Below are 14,906 nucleotides of genomic sequence, written 5' to 3'. Positions count from 1 at the left end.
GGTCAGGCGGTGGCAGCGAACGCCTCGGCCACCACGTCGAAGGCCTCGTTGAGCAGATCGTCACTGATCGCCAGCGGCGGCAGGAAGCGGAACACGTTGCCCCACGTGCCGCAGGTGAGCGTCACCACGCCGTGGGCGTGGCACCAGGCGTTGATGGCGGCGGCACGCGGAGCATCGGGCGTCTTCGTGCCCGGCACACACAGCTCGATGGCCATCATCGCGCCGCGACCGCGCACGTCGGCGACGACGGGGAACTGCTGGGCGAGGCCTTCGAGGCGGGTCCGCATGAGGGCACCCAGCTCTCCGGCGCGCGCGGCGAGGTCGTGACTGCGCATCTCCTCCAGCGACCCGAGCGCGGCGGCACACGCCACCGGGTTGCCGCCGTAGGTGCCACCGAGACCCCCCACGTGCACCGAGTCCATGATCTCGGCCCGACCGGTCACACCGGCGAGTGGCAGCCCACCGGCGATGCCCTTGGCGGTCGTGATCAGGTCGGGTACGACGCCCTCGGCCTCAGAGGCGAACCACGCGCCGGTGCGACAGAAGCCGGACTGGATCTCGTCGGCGATGAACACGATGCCGTTGGCCGTGCACCACTCGGCCAGGGCTGAAAGGAAGCCGGGAGCGGGCACGATGAAGCCGCCCTCGCCCTGGATCGGCTCGATGGCCAGGCAGGCGAGGTTGTCGGCACCGACCTGCTTCTCCAGGACGTCGATCGCGCGGGCGGCTGCCTCGGGGCCGCTGAGGCCGTCACGGAACGGGTACGACATCGGGGCTCGATAGACCTCGCCGGCGAACGGACCGAACCCGTTCTTGTAGGGCATGTTCTTGGCCGTCATCGACATCGTCAGGTTGGTGCGCCCGTGGTAGGCGTGGTCGAACACGGCCACCGCGTCGCGGCCGGTGAACGAGCGAGCGATCTTGACGGCGTTCTCGACGGCCTCCGCGCCGGAGTTGAACAGGGCGGTCTTCTTCGCGTGATCCCCCGGGGTGACCTGGGCCAGGGCCTCGCACACGTCGACGTAGACGTCGTACGGCGTGACCATGAAGCAGGTGTGGGTGAAGGAGGCGACCTGCTCGGTCACTCGGCTGACCACGGCCGGTGCCGCGTTGCCGACGCTGACCACCGCGATGCCGGAGGCGAGGTCGATCAGCGTGTTGCCGTCGATGTCGAGGATGACACCGCCACCGGCGGCAGCCACGAAGACCGGCAGCGTGGTGCCCACCCCGTCAGCGACGTACTTCTTCTTGCGCTCGAGCGCCGCCGCGGAAAGCGGGCCGGGGATCGGGGTGACGAGGTTGCGCTTCTGGGGCAGCGCGGGCCCGCCCGTGACGGGGGCGACGACGGTTGCGGTCATGAGATCAGCCTAGGGCCGCGCGGCGATCAGCGCCACGGATCCCGACGCGGGATGACCAGAAAGTGCTGAAAACATCAGTCGCCGGTCTCCGAGGCGACTGATTCAGTCGCCAAGAGGGCGCCCGACCTTCGAGAAGCCCGGCTTCTGCCCTTCAGGCGGCGATCGGCGCTGCCTCGGTGAGGAATGCCTCGTAGTGCAGGTGTCGCATGTCGCGGGCGACGGCTTCCAGCACGAGCATGAAGTCGCCCTGGCTGGTGCGCAGCAGGTGGGCTCCGGGCGTCAGCGGCCGGTCGGCCGGGCCGGTCAGGCGCACGCTGAAGCTGCTCTGGCCCGCGAAGGTGACCGGGGTCGCCACGTGCTCCAGCCACAGGCTGAGGCTGCCGCTGTCCAGCAGCGCCTCCACGGGCTGGCCGGTGAGGTAGGTGAGCTCCGCGTAGGACGGATCGATCAGAACTGCCGACATGTGGGTCCCCCCCGGGTGCGTCGCTGGCGTCTCACCCACTACGAGACACCCGGCGTGGATCGTTGGTGGGGCGTTCGGTCAGAGATGACCCGGATGGGCCATGCACCTCCGCCTCATCGGCCCAGTGGCGAGGGACGGGCAGGCAAGGCTGCGAGGATGGTCGGGTGAACGCACGTGACATCGCCGTCCTGGGCTCGACCGGGTCGATCGGCACCCAGGCTCTCGATCTGGTGCGCGCCCACCCCGACCGCTTCAGGGTGGTCGCGCTGACCGCCGGCGGCAGCAACCCCGAGCTGTTCGCAGACCAGGTCGAGGAGTTCAGACCCGCCTACAGCGGACTGGGCGAGGCGGCCTCGGTCGAGGCAGCCGGGCTCGGCGCCGACGTGGTGCTCAACGGCATCACAGGCGCGGTCGGATTGCTGCCCACGCTGGCAGCCCTGGATTCCGGCAGCACGCTCGCACTGGCGAACAAGGAGTCCCTGATCATGGGCGGCCCCCTCGTCGTGGAGCGGGCCAAGCCCGGGCAGATCGTCCCCGTCGACAGTGAGCACAGTGCGCTGGCGCAGTGCCTGCGCGGGGGCTCACCGGACGAGGTGCACCGTCTGATCCTCACCGCCAGCGGAGGCCCGTTCCGGGGCCGCAGCCGCGACGAGCTGGCCGACGTGACCCCGGAGCAGGCACTCGACCACCCGACCTGGTCGATGGGTCCGGTGATCACCATCAACTCCGCCACCCTGGTCAACAAGGGGTTGGAAGTGATCGAGGCGCACCTGCTCTTCGACATCCCGTTCGACCGCATCGAGGTGGTGGTCCACCCGACCTCGGTGGTGCACTCGATGGTGGAGTTCGTCGACGGCTCGACACTGGTGCAGGCCAGTCCGCCGACCATGATGATCCCGATCGCGCTGGGGCTCAACTGGCCCGATCGGGTGCCCGGGGCGGCCCCGGCGGTCGACTGGACCAGGGCCGAGACGTGGGAGTTCTGGCCGCTGGACGACGACGCGTTCCCGGCGGTCGAGCTGGCCCGGGCGGCAGGCGCCACGGGTGGCACGGCACCGGCGGTCTACAACGCGGCCAACGAGGTCTGTGTGGAGGAGTTCAGGCAGGGCCGGCTCGGGTTCACCGACATCGTGGCGACGGTTGCCAGCGTGATCACGCACCACGACGTACCCTCGAAGGAGCAGCTCACCGTCGACGACGTGCTCGCCGCGGATGCGTGGGCTCGCTCGCAAGCCCACAGCATCATCACCCAAGGATGTCGATGACCGCCCTGTACTACACGCTCGGCGTGCTCTTCTTCTTCGCCGCGATCCTCGCGTCGATCGGACTGCACGAGCTCGGCCACATGATCCCGGCCAAGAGGTTCGGCGGGAAGGTCACGCAGTACTTCATCGGCTTCGGGCCCACGGTGTGGAGCAAACAGGTCGGCGAGACCGAGTACGGCGTCAAGGCGATCCCGCTCGGCGGCTACGTGAAGATCGTCGGGATGCTGCCCCCCGGGGCCGAGGAGCTGGCCGAGGAGGTCAGCTATGACACGGCCGGCAACCAGATCGTCAAGGTGCGCAAGTCCAACACCGGCATGTTCACCCAGCTGATCTCCGATGCCCGCTCCGCGGAGTGGGAGCACGTGAAGCCCGGCGACGAGGATCGCCTGTTCTACCGGATGGCGTGGTGGAAGAAGGTCATCGTGATGGCCGGCGGGCCGACGGTGAACCTCCTCATCGCGTTCCTCATCTTCTGGGGGTTGTTCGCGACGGTCGGGAAGGTGGTCGACTACGACGTCAAGCCTGTGGTCGACGAAGTGATTCCCTGCATCGTCCCGGCTGCCGAGGACGGGCGGGCGTGCACCGCCGAGGAGCTGCGCAACAACCCGTCGCCGGCGAGCGCCGCCGGACTCCAGCCGGGGGACCGCTTCGTGTCGTTCAACGGTGAGCCGGTCAGCACCTGGAAGCAGATCCAGGACGACATCCGCAGCAACGACGACAAGACAGCGGTGATCGGCATCGAGCGCGACGGAGTGCCGTTGCAGCTCGAGGTCACCACCCAGGTCCAGCCCCGACCGCTCGACAGCCAGGACGCCACCAAACTCACCCCCGTCGGGTTCCTGGGAGTGATCCCGGAGCAGACGCCGATCGTCGAGACCGGTGGACCCATCTACACCCTGCAACAGATGGACACCATGGCCGTCGACACGGTCAAGGCCCTGGTGACCCTGCCGGTCAAGGTGTTCGGGGTGGCCAAGGCCCTGGTCGGCCTGGAACCCCGCGACGTCAACAGCCCGGTCAGCATCGTGGGCGGCGGCCGGCTCGCCGGTGAGGTCGCCTCCGACGACGCTTTCCCGGTCAAGGACAAGTTCGTCGCGCTGCTCAGCCTGATCGCCGGTTTCAACTTCTTCATCGGCATGTTCAACTTCGTGCCCCTGCTGCCGCTGGACGGCGGCCACATCGCCGGTGCGCTCTACGAGGCCGCCCGGCGCGCGGTCGCCCGGCTGCGACGCCGACCCGATCCGGGGTACGTCGACGTGGCCAAGCTGTTGCCGGTGGCCTACGTCATGGCCAGTGCTTTCCTGGTGATGGGAGTCGTGCTGATCCTCGCCGACCTGATCGTGCCCGTCCACCTGCGTGCCTGACCGAAGTACGCTGAGCGACATGACCTCCGCACAGTCCATCGGCCTCGGCATGCCCGCACTGCCGCCCCCCGTCCTCGCCCCCCGCCGACCGACGCGTCAGCTCCAGGTGGGCAAGGTCGGCGTCGGCAGCGAGTCGCCGGTCTCCGTGCAGTCGATGACCACGACGCTGACCTCTGACGTCAACGCGACCCTGCAGCAGATCGCCGAGCTGACCGCCACCGGTTGCGACATCGTGCGGGTGGCCTGCCCCAGCCAGGACGACGCCGACGCCTTGCCGGAGATCGCGCGCCACTCGCAGATCCCGGTCATCGCCGACATCCACTTCCAGCCCAAGTACGTCTACGCCGCCATCGACGCCGGCTGTGCCGCCGTACGCGTCAACCCGGGCAACATCCGGCAGTTCGATGACCAGGTCAAGCAGATCGCGGCCGCCGCGAAGGACCGCGGCACCTCCATCCGGATCGGGGTCAATGCGGGCTCGCTCGACAAGCGGGTGATGGAGAAGTACGGCAAGGCCACGCCCGAGGCCCTGGTCGAGTCGGCCGTGTGGGAGGCCAGCCTCTTCGAGGAGCACGACTTCCACGACTTCAAGATCTCGGTGAAGCACAACGACCCGGTCGTCATGGTGCGTGCCTACGAACTCCTGGCCGCGGCCGGCGACTGGCCCCTGCACCTCGGGGTCACCGAGGCCGGCCCTGCCTTCCAGGGGACGATCAAGTCCGCCACCGCGTTCGGGGCCCTGCTCTCGCAGGGCATCGGGGACACCATCCGGGTCTCCTTGTCCGCCCCGCCGGTCGAGGAGGTCAAGGTCGGCATCCAGATCCTGCAGTCGCTCAACCTGCGGCCCCGCAAGCTGGAGATCGTCTCCTGCCCCTCCTGTGGCCGCGCCCAGGTGGATGTCTACACGCTGGCCGAGCAGGTGACCGCCGGCCTCGAAGGCATGGAGGTGCCGTTGAGGGTGGCGGTGATGGGCTGCGTGGTGAACGGCCCGGGGGAGGCCCGCGAGGCAGACCTCGGGGTGGCCTCCGGCAACGGCAAGGGTCAGATCTTCGTCAAGGGCGAGGTGATCAAGACGGTGCCGGAGTCCAAGATCGTGGAGACCCTGATCGAGGAGGCCCTGCGCCTGGCCGAGGACATGGAGCCCGTCGAGGGCGCCGAAGCGAGCGTCAGCGTCTCCTGAGTCGGAGGAGCAATCGCGGACAAGCCGACGCGGCCGGTCCCCCGACCGGCCGCGTCAACTCAGAACTGTCCCGCTCAGGGCGCCACGGTCACCTGTCTGGTCACCGTGGTCGCCTTGCCCCAACCGTCGGTCACCGTGAGGGACACCGTGTAGGTCCCGGCGGCCGCGAAGGTCTTCGTGGGTGAGGTCGAGGTCGAGGTCGCCCCGCCGTCCCCGAAGTTCCACAGCCTGGTGATCGAGTCGCCGACGTTGGGATCGGTGGTGCCGGTGCTCGAGAAGCTGCACACCAGTCCGGTGCACGTGGGCACCCCGATCACCGCGTTGGGTGCGACGTTGTCCGGCGGCTCGACGATCGTGACCGTCTGGGTCGCCGTCGCGGTCGCGTTGTACTCGTCGCGCACCGTCAGCGTCACCGTGTAGGTGTTGGCGCTGGTGTAGGTGCGGCTGACGAAGGCGCCGGAGCCCGTCCCGTTCCCGAAGTTCCAGGAGTAGGTCAGGGCACTCGGGTTCTCGTCGGTCGAACCACGGCCGTCGAAACCACAGACGTTGTCGTTGCAGCTCACGACCATGTTGGCAACCGGTGGGTCGTTCGGCGGTTGCGTCACCGTGACGGTCGAGTCGAGCGAGGGGTTGGTGGTGAAGCCGTGCTGGTCCACGCCACGCACCCGCACGACGTACTCCCCGGCCGGGATCACCGGTGTGGTGAAGGAGTAGTTCGAGCCGGGCGATCCGGGGGAGTTCAGGAAGGCCGAGCGCCAGCTCTCGTTGGTGCTGGTGAACGTGCCCGTCGAGCTCATGTACTGCCCGGCGGAGTTGCGCACCGCGACCTGGACGGACGAGATCTGCTGGTCGTCCTCCACCCGCCCGGAGACCGGGATCCGGCCCTCGGTGTAGGTCTCTCCGCCGGTCGGCACCCGCAGGGCCTCGTTGAACGTCGGCGGAAGGTCACCGGGGTAGATCTCGTAGCGAGCGGTCGCTCCTGTGGTGGACGTGTCCTGCTGGCCCACGGTGTCGAAGCCGTACGCCGTCACCGACCAGTCGCCCATGGTGGGCAGATCGCGCGACAGCGACCAGGTGGTGCTCGTCGCGTTGGGGTTCGCCAGCACCGCCGGGAGATCGGCGTACGCCGCGGACATCGTGCCGTTCGGCTGCAGGTAGCGGTTGGTGTCGACATCGCGCAGGGCGACCCGGACACTCGCCACCCCGAAGTCGTCGGTCGCGGTCCCGGTCAGGTCCAGGTGCAGGACCTGGCCGCCGGTGATCGTCCCGGTGACGTCGAGCAACGCGTTCGGCGGAAGGTCCCCGGCCACCTGGGCGTTGAACGACAGCCTGCCCTGTCCACTGTTCGACGTCGTCAGCGTGAGGTCGTCGGTGGCTCGCACGGAGAACGTGTAGGAGCCGGGCGACAGGTTGAACGGCGTTGTCCAACTCCAGGTGAGGTTGTCGGTGTTGACGTTGAGGGCCGTGACCCGGAACCAGCCGGCGGACAGCCCGACTCCCCAGGTGCCGTCGGTGGCGAGCGCCTCCCGCGTGGTCGAGTTGCGGATCTGGATCTCCACGTTGGCGAGGTTCTCGTCGTCCGTGGCGGTCCCGGTGAACGTCATCGGCGATCCCGGTGTGACCGTGAAGGCCGGCACCGTGGTGGGCGGTGTCATCGCCACCGGTGCGGTGATCGTCACCGAGGGTGCGATTCCGGTGGAGCTGACGATGAAGTCCCGTACGAACTCGTCCAGCGAGTTCTGCCCGGCGGTGTCCCTCGGAGTCACGGCGATGCGCCATTCCCCCTCGTAGGGCACGGTGACCTCGTCCGACCAGCTCGTGCTCGTCGCGTCGACGACATCGGGCTGGATGGAGAAGGAGTTGAAGTTCGAGGACACCGTGCCGTTGCTCTGCAGGAACAGGTTGCCGCTCTTGATGACGTAGCTGATCGAGCGGACCCCGACGTCGTCGGTGGCCGTGCCGGTCACGTTGAACGTCGTGGACGGCACGATGCCCGACGGTCCGGTGATCGAGGCCCGAGGGGCCTCGTCCTCGACACTGAAGGTCTCGAACTTCTTGCCGGCCTTGGATGCGTCGTTGGTGCCGTTGGTGCCATAGGTGCGCGCCAGGACCCGCAGGACCCGGTTGGTGGAGATGGTCACCGGCAACGACCAGTTGGTCGAGTTCGCACCAGCGTTGGCCAGGTTGGCGTTGATCGTGTTGGAGGCCCCCCACGTGGTCAGGTCGTCCTGGAGGTACTGGTTGCTGTTGCGGTCCTGGATCTCGACCTGGACCCGGTTGACCCCGCTGGTCGCCGTGGCGGTGCCATCGATGGTGAACTCGGTGCCCGTCTCCTCGACGCGGCCCTCGATCGGGTTGGTGATCGTGGTCTCGTTGGCTCCCACGGCCGGGGTGCTGGAGAAGAGGTAGACGCCGATGCGACCGACGTTCTGCCCACCCTGGGTGGTGGCGTCGCCGCCGGTGATCACGCCACGAGGCGTGACCAGCATGGCCTTGTTGCCCTCGAAGGAGTTCGAGATCGGGCTCCACTCCAGCGCCTTGCCGTCGGTGGGGCTGATCACGCCGATGTGGTCACGTCGTACGACGTCGTCGCCGAGGCCGTAGCCGGACAGGCCCTGGCCGGTGCCGTAGCCCTGGTTGTCCAGACCGGGCCACGGGTCCTTGGCCGTCGGGGACTCCATCCAGGAGAAGTGGCCGCCGAGGTAGACCCCCACCTCGGAGATCGCGACGGAGTAGACGCTGTCGAACAGGCGCGAGACCCACAGGGGCTCGACGAAGTCGTCCCCGGCGACCGGGAGGGCGACCGCGGTGTCGTTGATCGGCGGACGGTCACCACCGGAGCCGCTGCTGGCCACGAAGTACTCGCCGTCCGGGGACATCGCCCCGCCGTAGATGCGCTGAATGCCGCCGACGTACTGGAGGTTGTCCTCCCACAGCCGCGTGCGCCACGGGCTCAACACACCGGTCTGGGTGTTGATCATGCCGATGCCGTAGCGGTCCTGACCCGCGATCTGGCGACCGGTGTGGATCACGATCAGCTTCGACTGGTCCGGGGTGAGCAGCATCTCCTGGACGTTCAGCGCACCGTCGGGGCCGATGCCACCGGTGATGTCGTTGTTCCAGGTGCCGGCCGGGTTGCCGGCGGTGCTGCCGATGAGGGCACCGGTGGTGGCGCTGACCGCGGCCAGGCCCCGGTGGAAGGCGCCGTTGATCCGGGTGAACTTGCCGCCCAGGTAGACCGTGGTGTTCGTGGCCTCGAGCTCGGTGCCCACGGCGTCGCCGGTGGCGGTCCACCCGGTGACGGTGGCGCCGGTGGTCGGGTTGATGGAGGCGAACTTGCGCTTGGCAACACCGTTGACGGTGTTGAACGAGCCGGCGACGAAGAGCTTGGTGCCGTCGGGGCTGGCCTCGATGTCCTGCACACCTCCGTCGAAGGTGGGCCGGAAGTTGGCGTCGACCAGACCGGTGGTCAGGTTGAACGAGGCCAGGAACCGCTGGTTGTAGGAGGTCGTGTTCCCCCCGGCGTTGTTGCGCAGCGAGGTGAAGCCGCCGGCGACGAAGACCCGGTCGCCGATGTACTCGAGGTCCTGGATCTCACCGGTGGTGATGCGCGGCATGTTGGTGGAGACGATCTCGGGCACGATCCGGGTGTGCCCGGGGCCCGCCGGGGGAGCGGTGGTGACCGCCGACCTCGTCGTCTGGTTGGTCAGGCTGCCGTCGCTCACCGTGAGGGTCACGGTGCGGGTGCCGGCGTTGGCGTAGGTCTTGGAGGCGTTGACACCGGTGCCGTTGCTGCCGTCGCCGAAGTTCCAGGCGTAGGTCAGTGCGTCGTCCTCCGGGTCGGTCGAGGCCGACGCGTCGAACGTGCAGGTCAGGGTCGCACAGGTCACGGTGAAGCTGGCGGTGGGCGCGGTGTTCGGCAGTTGGCCGCCGTCCTCGCCGGGGCTGACGACCACGGAGAACAGCATGCCGCGGCTGGCTGCAGTGGTGGTGGTGGCAGTGCGTCCGGCAGCGGTGCCGACCGCGACGACTCCGTTGGAGTCGCCGACGATGCCGCTGATCTTGCCGGACCCGGTGCTCGCACCGGTCGTGCGCGAGGTCACCGATGCCGGCAGCGTGAAGGTCTGCACGGTGTTGGACTTCTCGGCCCAGGCGTTGACGAGCCACGAGCCCTGGTCGCTCACCGCAACGCTCGGAGTGGTGTGGCTGGAGGCTGAGGTGTTCACGACGGCGCTCGCCGACGCCGTCACCGTGGCGAGGCCGACGGTGCTGCGATAGGCGGTCACGCTGAGCACGGACTTGACGCCGGCGCTGCTGGTCACCGTCACCGTTGCACCGTCGTCGGTCGAGGTGGCGGTCTTGGTCCAGGCCCGGCCGCGGAGACCGTTGCCGTCACGGGTCTGGATGAGCGTCCACCCGGCGACGGTGTTGTTGACCGTCGCAGTGGAGGAGTTGGTGGTCAGGAACATGACCAGCGCGTCACCCGGCTGCACGGAGGCCGGGATGACGACACGATGGTTGGTCCGGCTCCCGGCAGTGCTGGCTGAAGCGACATAGGAGAGTGTGCCCGGGGCGGCTGAGGCCGGCGGGATCGTCACCGCCGTCAATGCCAAGGCGGAGACCACAGCTCCTAGTAACAGCCCGATCAGTCCCCGCACACCACGGTTTGACCCCGACGTCAATCGATTCATCAGCTTTGCTCCCCACCTGGATGAACTCACAGACCCCCCACAGGAATCGTCTGTCGAACCGTCTCAAATGTGACGCGCGTCCGGAATGGCCCCGCAGTGCTGCTCACTGGTCCATTGGTGTCACGGATCACCCCAGGTTCGGCGTACTGGGGTTGGTCACCCGCAGGTGTCCACGGCGGCCACCGGAGGCGACGCGGACCGCTAGAGTCCTGAGTGTGCTCACCACGCGGCACGGCGTCCGACTGCTCGGCGCCGACGACCTCACCGACTTCCTCTCGCTCGCCGACGAGGACCCTGTCGTCAATGTCTTCGCCGACTACCGGGCACGCACCACACAGCTGCTTCCGCGTTGGCTGGGCGGCGAGGTGTGGGGGCGCTACGCCGACGGTCGGCTGGTGGCCGCGTGCCACGCCGGGGCCAACCTGGTGCCGGTGCAGTGCACCCCCGAGGACGCCGAGGCCTTCGCCGAGCGTGCGCTGACCCGGCGCAGAAGCATCACCACGATCGTCGGCCCCCAGGAGCCGGTGCACGCCTTCTGGCAGCGGGTCGAGCCCGACTGGGGCGCGCCACGCGAGGTCCGGGCCGGGCAACCGCACCTGGAAATCGCCGGCCCACCCATGGTCGACCCGGACCCGGCAGTGCGGATCTCCCGGCGTGCCGATCTCGACGCGCTCTATCCGGCCTGCGTCGCCATGTACACCGAGGAGGTCGGGGTCTCCCCGGAGTGCGGGGGCGGAGCCGATCTCTACCGGGCCCGCGTGAGTCAGTTGATCTCGCGCGGCTGGTCCTTCGCCCGCTTCGAGCACGGACGGGTCGTGTTCAAGGCGGAAGTGGCCTGCTCCTCGCCGTTCGCCGCGCAGATCCAGGGTGTCTACGTCGTACCGGACCGCCGCGGTCACGGGCTCGCCACCGCCGGGATGGCAGCCGTGGTCGAACTGGTCCGGGCCACGATCGCCCCGACGGTCTCGCTCTACGTCAACGACTGGAACCACCCCGCGCGCAGGGCCTACGAGAAGGTCGGCTTCGTGGAGACCTCCCGGTTCACCACCATCATGTTCTGACGAGAGTCGAGCACTAGGCTCGGCGAGGTGAAGATCTCCAAGGACGTCCTCGGACTCGCCGGCCTGTTCGCCACCAGTGCAGTGGTGCACCTGGCCAAGCCCAGTGTCTACCAGCCTCTGATGCCCGCTTGGGTGCCGAGACACCGCGAGGTGATCCTGGCCAGCGGGGTTGCCGAGCTGGTGTGTGCGGCCGGCCTGCTGCACCCCCGCACCCGCCGCATCGCCGGCTGGTCCAGCGCCGCCCTGCTCGTCGCTGTCTTTCCCGGCAACGTCAAGATGGCGAACGACGCCCGGCGCAGCAGCAGTCCGGCGGTGCGCTCGGCCGCCTTCGCCCGGCTCCCACTGCAGCTGCCCCTGATCCGCACGGCCCTCAAGGCGGCCCGCAGCCATTAACCGCGTCGCTCGGCGCGGCGGGTCACCAGTAGCCTTGCCCGCATGATCCTGCGCATGTCGAAGCTCTTCGTCCGCACGCTGCGAGACGACCCGAACGACGCCGAGGTGCCCAGCCACCGGCTGCTGGTGCGGGCGGGCTACGTACGACGTGCCGCTCCGGGCATCTACACCTGGCTGCCGTTGGGGCTCAAGGTGTTGCGCAACGTGGAGGCCATCATCCGCGAGGAGATGAATGCCATCGGCGCCCAGGAGCTGTCGTTCCCCGCGCTCCTGCCCCGCGAGCCCTACGAGGCCAGCGGTCGGTGGACGGAGTACGGCGACGGGATCTTCCGGCTCAAGGACCGCAAGGGCGGCGACTATCTGCTCGGGCCGACCCACGAGGAGATGTTCACCCTCGCGGTCAAGGACCTCTACTCCTCCTACAAGGACCTGCCCGTCTGGCTCTACCAGATCCAGACGAAGTACCGCGACGAGGCGCGTCCTCGCGCCGGCATCCTGCGCGGGCGCGAGTTCATCATGAAGGACTCCTACTCCTTCGACACCACCGACGCCGGCCTCGACGCGTCGTACGCCGCGCATCGCGACGCCTATGTGCGCACCTTCGACCGACTCGGCTTCGAGTACGTCATCGTGAAGGCCACCTCGGGCGCCATGGGAGGTTCGAAGTCCGAGGAGTTCCTGGCCAAGGCCTCGGTCGGTGAGGACACCTACGTCAAGTGCACCAACTGCGACTACGCCGCCAACGTCGAGGCGGTCGCCGTCCGGGCGCCCGCGCCGGTGCCCTACGACGACCTTCCGGCCGCCCATGCCGAGCAGACCCCGGACACCCCCACCATCGAGTCGCTGGTCAACCACCTCAATGCCACCTTTCCGCGCCAGGACCGTCCGTGGGTGGCCGGCGACACCCTGAAGAACGTGCTGGTCGTGCTCAAGCACCCCGACGGCACCCGCGAGCCGTTGGCGATCGGCGTACCCGGGGACCGCGAGGTCGACCAGAAGCGTCTCGAGGGTCAGTTGGAGCCCATCGAGGTCGAGGCCATGGATGAGGCCGAGTTCGCCCGGCACCCCGCCCTGGTGAAGGGCTACATCGGGCCCGGCTCGCTGGGTGAGAAGGGCGCCTCCGGGATCCGATTCGTGGTGGACCCCCGAGTGGTGGAGGGCACCACCTGGGTCGCCGGCGCGGACGTCCACGGCTCACACGTGCTCGACCTCGTCGCCGGCCGGGACTTCACTCCCGACGGCACCATCGAGGCCGCCGATGTGCGCGACGGTGACTCCTGCCCCAACTGCACGACGGGGACCCTGGAGTCGGCCCGGGGGATCGAGATGGGCCATATCTTCCAGCTCGGCCGCAAGTACGCCGACGCGCTCGACCTGCGGGTCCTCGACGAGAACGGCAAGCTGGTCACCGTCACCATGGGCTCCTACGGCATCGGGGTCTCCCGCGCCGTCGCCGCCATCGCCGAGGGCAACAACGACGAGCTCGGCCTGGTGTGGCCGCGGGAGATCGCTCCCGCCGATCTCCACCTCGTGGCAGCTGGCAAGGACCCGGCGCTGTTCGAAGCAGCCGAGGCCCTAGCGGCCGAGCTGTCGAGCGCGGGACTCGATGTGATCTTCGACGATCGGCCGGGCAAGGTGAGCCCGGGGGTGAAGTTCAAGGATGCCGAGCTGATCGGGGTCCCGACCATCGTCACCGTGGGCCGAGGGTTCGCCGACGGCACGATCGAGGTCAAGGACCGGCGCAGCGGTGAGCGCGCCGAGGTCGCCCTGGCCGAGGCGGTGGCACACCTGACCGCTCTGGTCCGCGGTTGATGTCAGGCGCCTACACGGGGCACGACTTCTACTGCGACGTCGCGCTCCGCGACGTCGGCGCTCTCAGAGTGGTGCACCACGACCGCCGGGTGCTGGCCTACCACCACACCCGACCGTTCTGGCCGGTCCATGTGGTGGTGGTGCCCGTGCGACATCTCGATTCGCTGACCACCCTCACCCAGGAGGACGAGGACGACCTGCGAGCCCTCCTGGTCGTCGTGCAGCGAGTGGCGGCCGACGTCGAGCAGGAGTACGGCGCCGCGCGTGTGCTCACCAACCTGGGCACCTACCAGGACTCCAAGCACCTCCACGTCCACGTGGCCAGTGGGGACCCGCTCTGAACGGGTCGACTCAGATGTCGTCGAGCGCAGCCAGGTCCTCGGGGGTGGGCGACCAGCGCAGTGCTGCGGCGTTGGTGCGCACCTGGTCGGCGGACGTGGCGCCGGAGATGACCGACCCCACCGCCGGCTGAGCGGCCAGGCCGGCGATGGCCACGTCCAGGATGCTCAGCCCTCGGGCCTCGGCATAGGCCGTGAGCGCCTCGATCCGATCCCAGTCGGCTGCATCGAGCCAGGCCGATCGCGTGGGATCGAGAGCTGCCCTGGAGCCGGCAGGCGCCGCGGAACCGCGCTGGTACTTCCCGGTGAGCAGTCCGTACTCCAAGGGGAAGAAGGGCAGGATCCCCAGTCCGAACTTCTCCGCGGCCGGGGTGACCTCGGCCTCGACGGTGCGATCGAGCAGTGAGTAGCGGTTCTGCACCGAGATGAAGGGGGTCAGGCCCGCCGTCGAGGCCGTCCAGGCGGCATCGGTGAGCATCCACGCATCGAAGTTGGAGCAGCCCACGTAGCGGACCTTGCCCTCGCGCACCAGTTCGGTCAGAGCCTCCAGCGTCTCCTCGATGGGCGTGACCGGGTCGGGTTCGTGCAGCTGGTAGAGATCGATGTGGTCGGTCTGCAGGCGCCGCAGCGACGCCTCGACGGCGCGACGTACGTAACGACGCGAACCGCGCACCCCGTGGTCGGCACCGTTGGCCCCGCGCATGTCCATCCCGAACTTCGTGGCCAGCACGAAGTCCTCGCGACGTCCCTGCAGCGCCACGCCCATCATGGTCTCGCTGGCGCCCGGCTCGATGCCGTAGGTGTCGGAGGTGTCGAGCAACGTGACGCCGGTGTCGGTCGCCGCGGAGAGGATGTCGCTCACGCCTGCCTGGTCGACGCGACGGCTGAAGGCGTTGCAGCCGATCCCGACGGCACTGACCATCAGGCCGGAGTTGCCCAGAGGGCGGTAGGTCATGTCCATGGGCCCCAGCCTAGATAGGT

At 68.7% G+C, this 14,906-nt stretch carries 11 protein-coding genes; 7 read left to right on the top strand and 4 right to left on the bottom strand.

Annotated elements, in window-relative coordinates:
- Nucleotides 1-2: 2 nt before the first annotated feature.
- Both gabT and AB7I40_RS00145 read right to left on the bottom strand, forming a co-directional pair.
- The gene (gabT, locus tag AB7I40_RS00150; RefSeq protein ID WP_428345401.1) at nucleotides 3-1,358 is read right to left on the bottom strand and encodes a 4-aminobutyrate--2-oxoglutarate transaminase; all 1,356 of its coding nucleotides are present in this window, start codon (nucleotides 1,356-1,358) and stop codon (nucleotides 3-5) included.
- Between the two features lie 151 nt (nucleotides 1,359-1,509).
- Complete coding sequence (locus AB7I40_RS00145; protein WP_428345400.1) at nucleotides 1,510-1,821, bottom strand: DUF6916 family protein; 312 nt, start codon at nucleotides 1,819-1,821, stop codon at nucleotides 1,510-1,512.
- 164 nt (nucleotides 1,822-1,985) lie between these two features.
- Between AB7I40_RS00145 and dxr the strand changes: the two genes are divergently transcribed.
- Genes dxr through ispG form a run of 3 tightly spaced genes read left to right on the top strand, consistent with a single transcriptional unit; the run spans nucleotide 1,986 to nucleotide 5,630 of the window.
- Nucleotides 1,986-3,086 (top strand): 1-deoxy-D-xylulose-5-phosphate reductoisomerase, encoded by a 1,101-nt coding sequence (dxr, locus tag AB7I40_RS00140; protein ID WP_428345399.1) that lies wholly within the window; start codon nucleotides 1,986-1,988, stop codon nucleotides 3,084-3,086.
- Nucleotides 3,083-4,450: a M50 family metallopeptidase gene (locus tag AB7I40_RS00135; RefSeq protein WP_428345398.1), complete on the top strand. Its 1,368-nt coding sequence runs from the start codon at nucleotides 3,083-3,085 to the stop codon at nucleotides 4,448-4,450. Before dxr ends, AB7I40_RS00135 begins: the two co-directional genes overlap by 4 nt.
- A gap of 19 nt (nucleotides 4,451-4,469) precedes the next feature.
- A complete protein-coding gene (gene ispG, locus AB7I40_RS00130; protein ID WP_428345397.1) occupies nucleotides 4,470-5,630 on the top strand; it encodes a flavodoxin-dependent (E)-4-hydroxy-3-methylbut-2-enyl-diphosphate synthase in 1,161 nt (386 codons plus the stop codon).
- Between the two features lie 74 nt (nucleotides 5,631-5,704).
- On the opposite strand, the gene AB7I40_RS00125 is transcribed toward ispG, so the two are convergent.
- Nucleotides 5,705-10,228 carry a PKD domain-containing protein gene (locus AB7I40_RS00125; protein ID WP_428345396.1) on the bottom strand — a complete coding sequence of 1,508 codons (4,524 nt, stop codon included), beginning with the start codon at nucleotides 10,226-10,228 and terminating at the stop codon, nucleotides 5,705-5,707.
- Between the two features lie 308 nt (nucleotides 10,229-10,536).
- On the opposite strand from AB7I40_RS00125, the gene AB7I40_RS00120 reads away from it, so the two are divergent.
- Genes AB7I40_RS00120 through AB7I40_RS00105 form a run of 4 tightly spaced genes read left to right on the top strand, consistent with a single transcriptional unit; the run spans nucleotide 10,537 to nucleotide 13,928 of the window.
- On the top strand, nucleotides 10,537-11,382 hold the full coding sequence (locus tag AB7I40_RS00120) for a GNAT family N-acetyltransferase (protein ID WP_428345395.1): 846 nt from the start codon (nucleotides 10,537-10,539) through the stop codon (nucleotides 11,380-11,382).
- A gap of 27 nt (nucleotides 11,383-11,409) precedes the next feature.
- The gene (locus AB7I40_RS00115; RefSeq protein WP_428345394.1) at nucleotides 11,410-11,775 is read left to right on the top strand and encodes a DoxX family protein; all 366 of its coding nucleotides are present in this window, start codon (nucleotides 11,410-11,412) and stop codon (nucleotides 11,773-11,775) included.
- A gap of 42 nt (nucleotides 11,776-11,817) precedes the next feature.
- Entirely contained in the window at nucleotides 11,818-13,587 is a 1,770-nt protein-coding gene (locus tag AB7I40_RS00110; RefSeq protein WP_428345393.1) for a proline--tRNA ligase, read from the top strand.
- A complete protein-coding gene (locus AB7I40_RS00105; RefSeq protein WP_428345392.1) occupies nucleotides 13,587-13,928 on the top strand; it encodes an HIT domain-containing protein in 342 nt (113 codons plus the stop codon). Before AB7I40_RS00110 ends, AB7I40_RS00105 begins: the two co-directional genes overlap by 1 nt.
- A gap of 10 nt (nucleotides 13,929-13,938) precedes the next feature.
- On the opposite strand, the gene AB7I40_RS00100 is transcribed toward AB7I40_RS00105, so the two are convergent.
- Nucleotides 13,939-14,886 (bottom strand): aldo/keto reductase, encoded by a 948-nt coding sequence (locus tag AB7I40_RS00100; RefSeq protein WP_428345391.1) that lies wholly within the window; start codon nucleotides 14,884-14,886, stop codon nucleotides 13,939-13,941.
- Nucleotides 14,887-14,906: the final 20 nt, after the last annotated feature.

This window comes from Nocardioides sp., from assembly GCF_050246775.1.
Classification (GTDB): Bacteria; Actinomycetota; Actinomycetes; order Propionibacteriales; family Nocardioidaceae; genus Nocardioides.
This window is presented reverse-complemented; position numbering and strand designations above follow the sequence as displayed.

What these genes read in the sequence shown, in the direction of transcription:
- AB7I40_RS00145 (WP_428345400.1), bottom strand. Translation starts at nt 1,821, where the DNA reads ATGTCGGCAGTTCTGATCGATCCGTCCTACGCGGAGCTCACCTACCTC.
- AB7I40_RS00100 (WP_428345391.1), bottom strand. Translation starts at nt 14,886, where the DNA reads ATGGACATGACCTACCGCCCTCTGGGCAACTCCGGCCTGATGGTCAGT.
- gabT (WP_428345401.1), bottom strand. Translation starts at nt 1,358, where the DNA reads ATGACCGCAACCGTCGTCGCCCCCGTCACGGGCGGGCCCGCGCTGCCC.
- AB7I40_RS00110 (WP_428345393.1), top strand. Translation starts at nt 11,818, where the DNA reads ATGATCCTGCGCATGTCGAAGCTCTTCGTCCGCACGCTGCGAGACGAC.
- AB7I40_RS00135 (WP_428345398.1), top strand. Translation starts at nt 3,083, where the DNA reads ATGACCGCCCTGTACTACACGCTCGGCGTGCTCTTCTTCTTCGCCGCG.
- ispG (WP_428345397.1), top strand. Translation starts at nt 4,470, where the DNA reads ATGACCTCCGCACAGTCCATCGGCCTCGGCATGCCCGCACTGCCGCCC.
- AB7I40_RS00105 (WP_428345392.1), top strand. Translation starts at nt 13,587, where the DNA reads ATGTCAGGCGCCTACACGGGGCACGACTTCTACTGCGACGTCGCGCTC.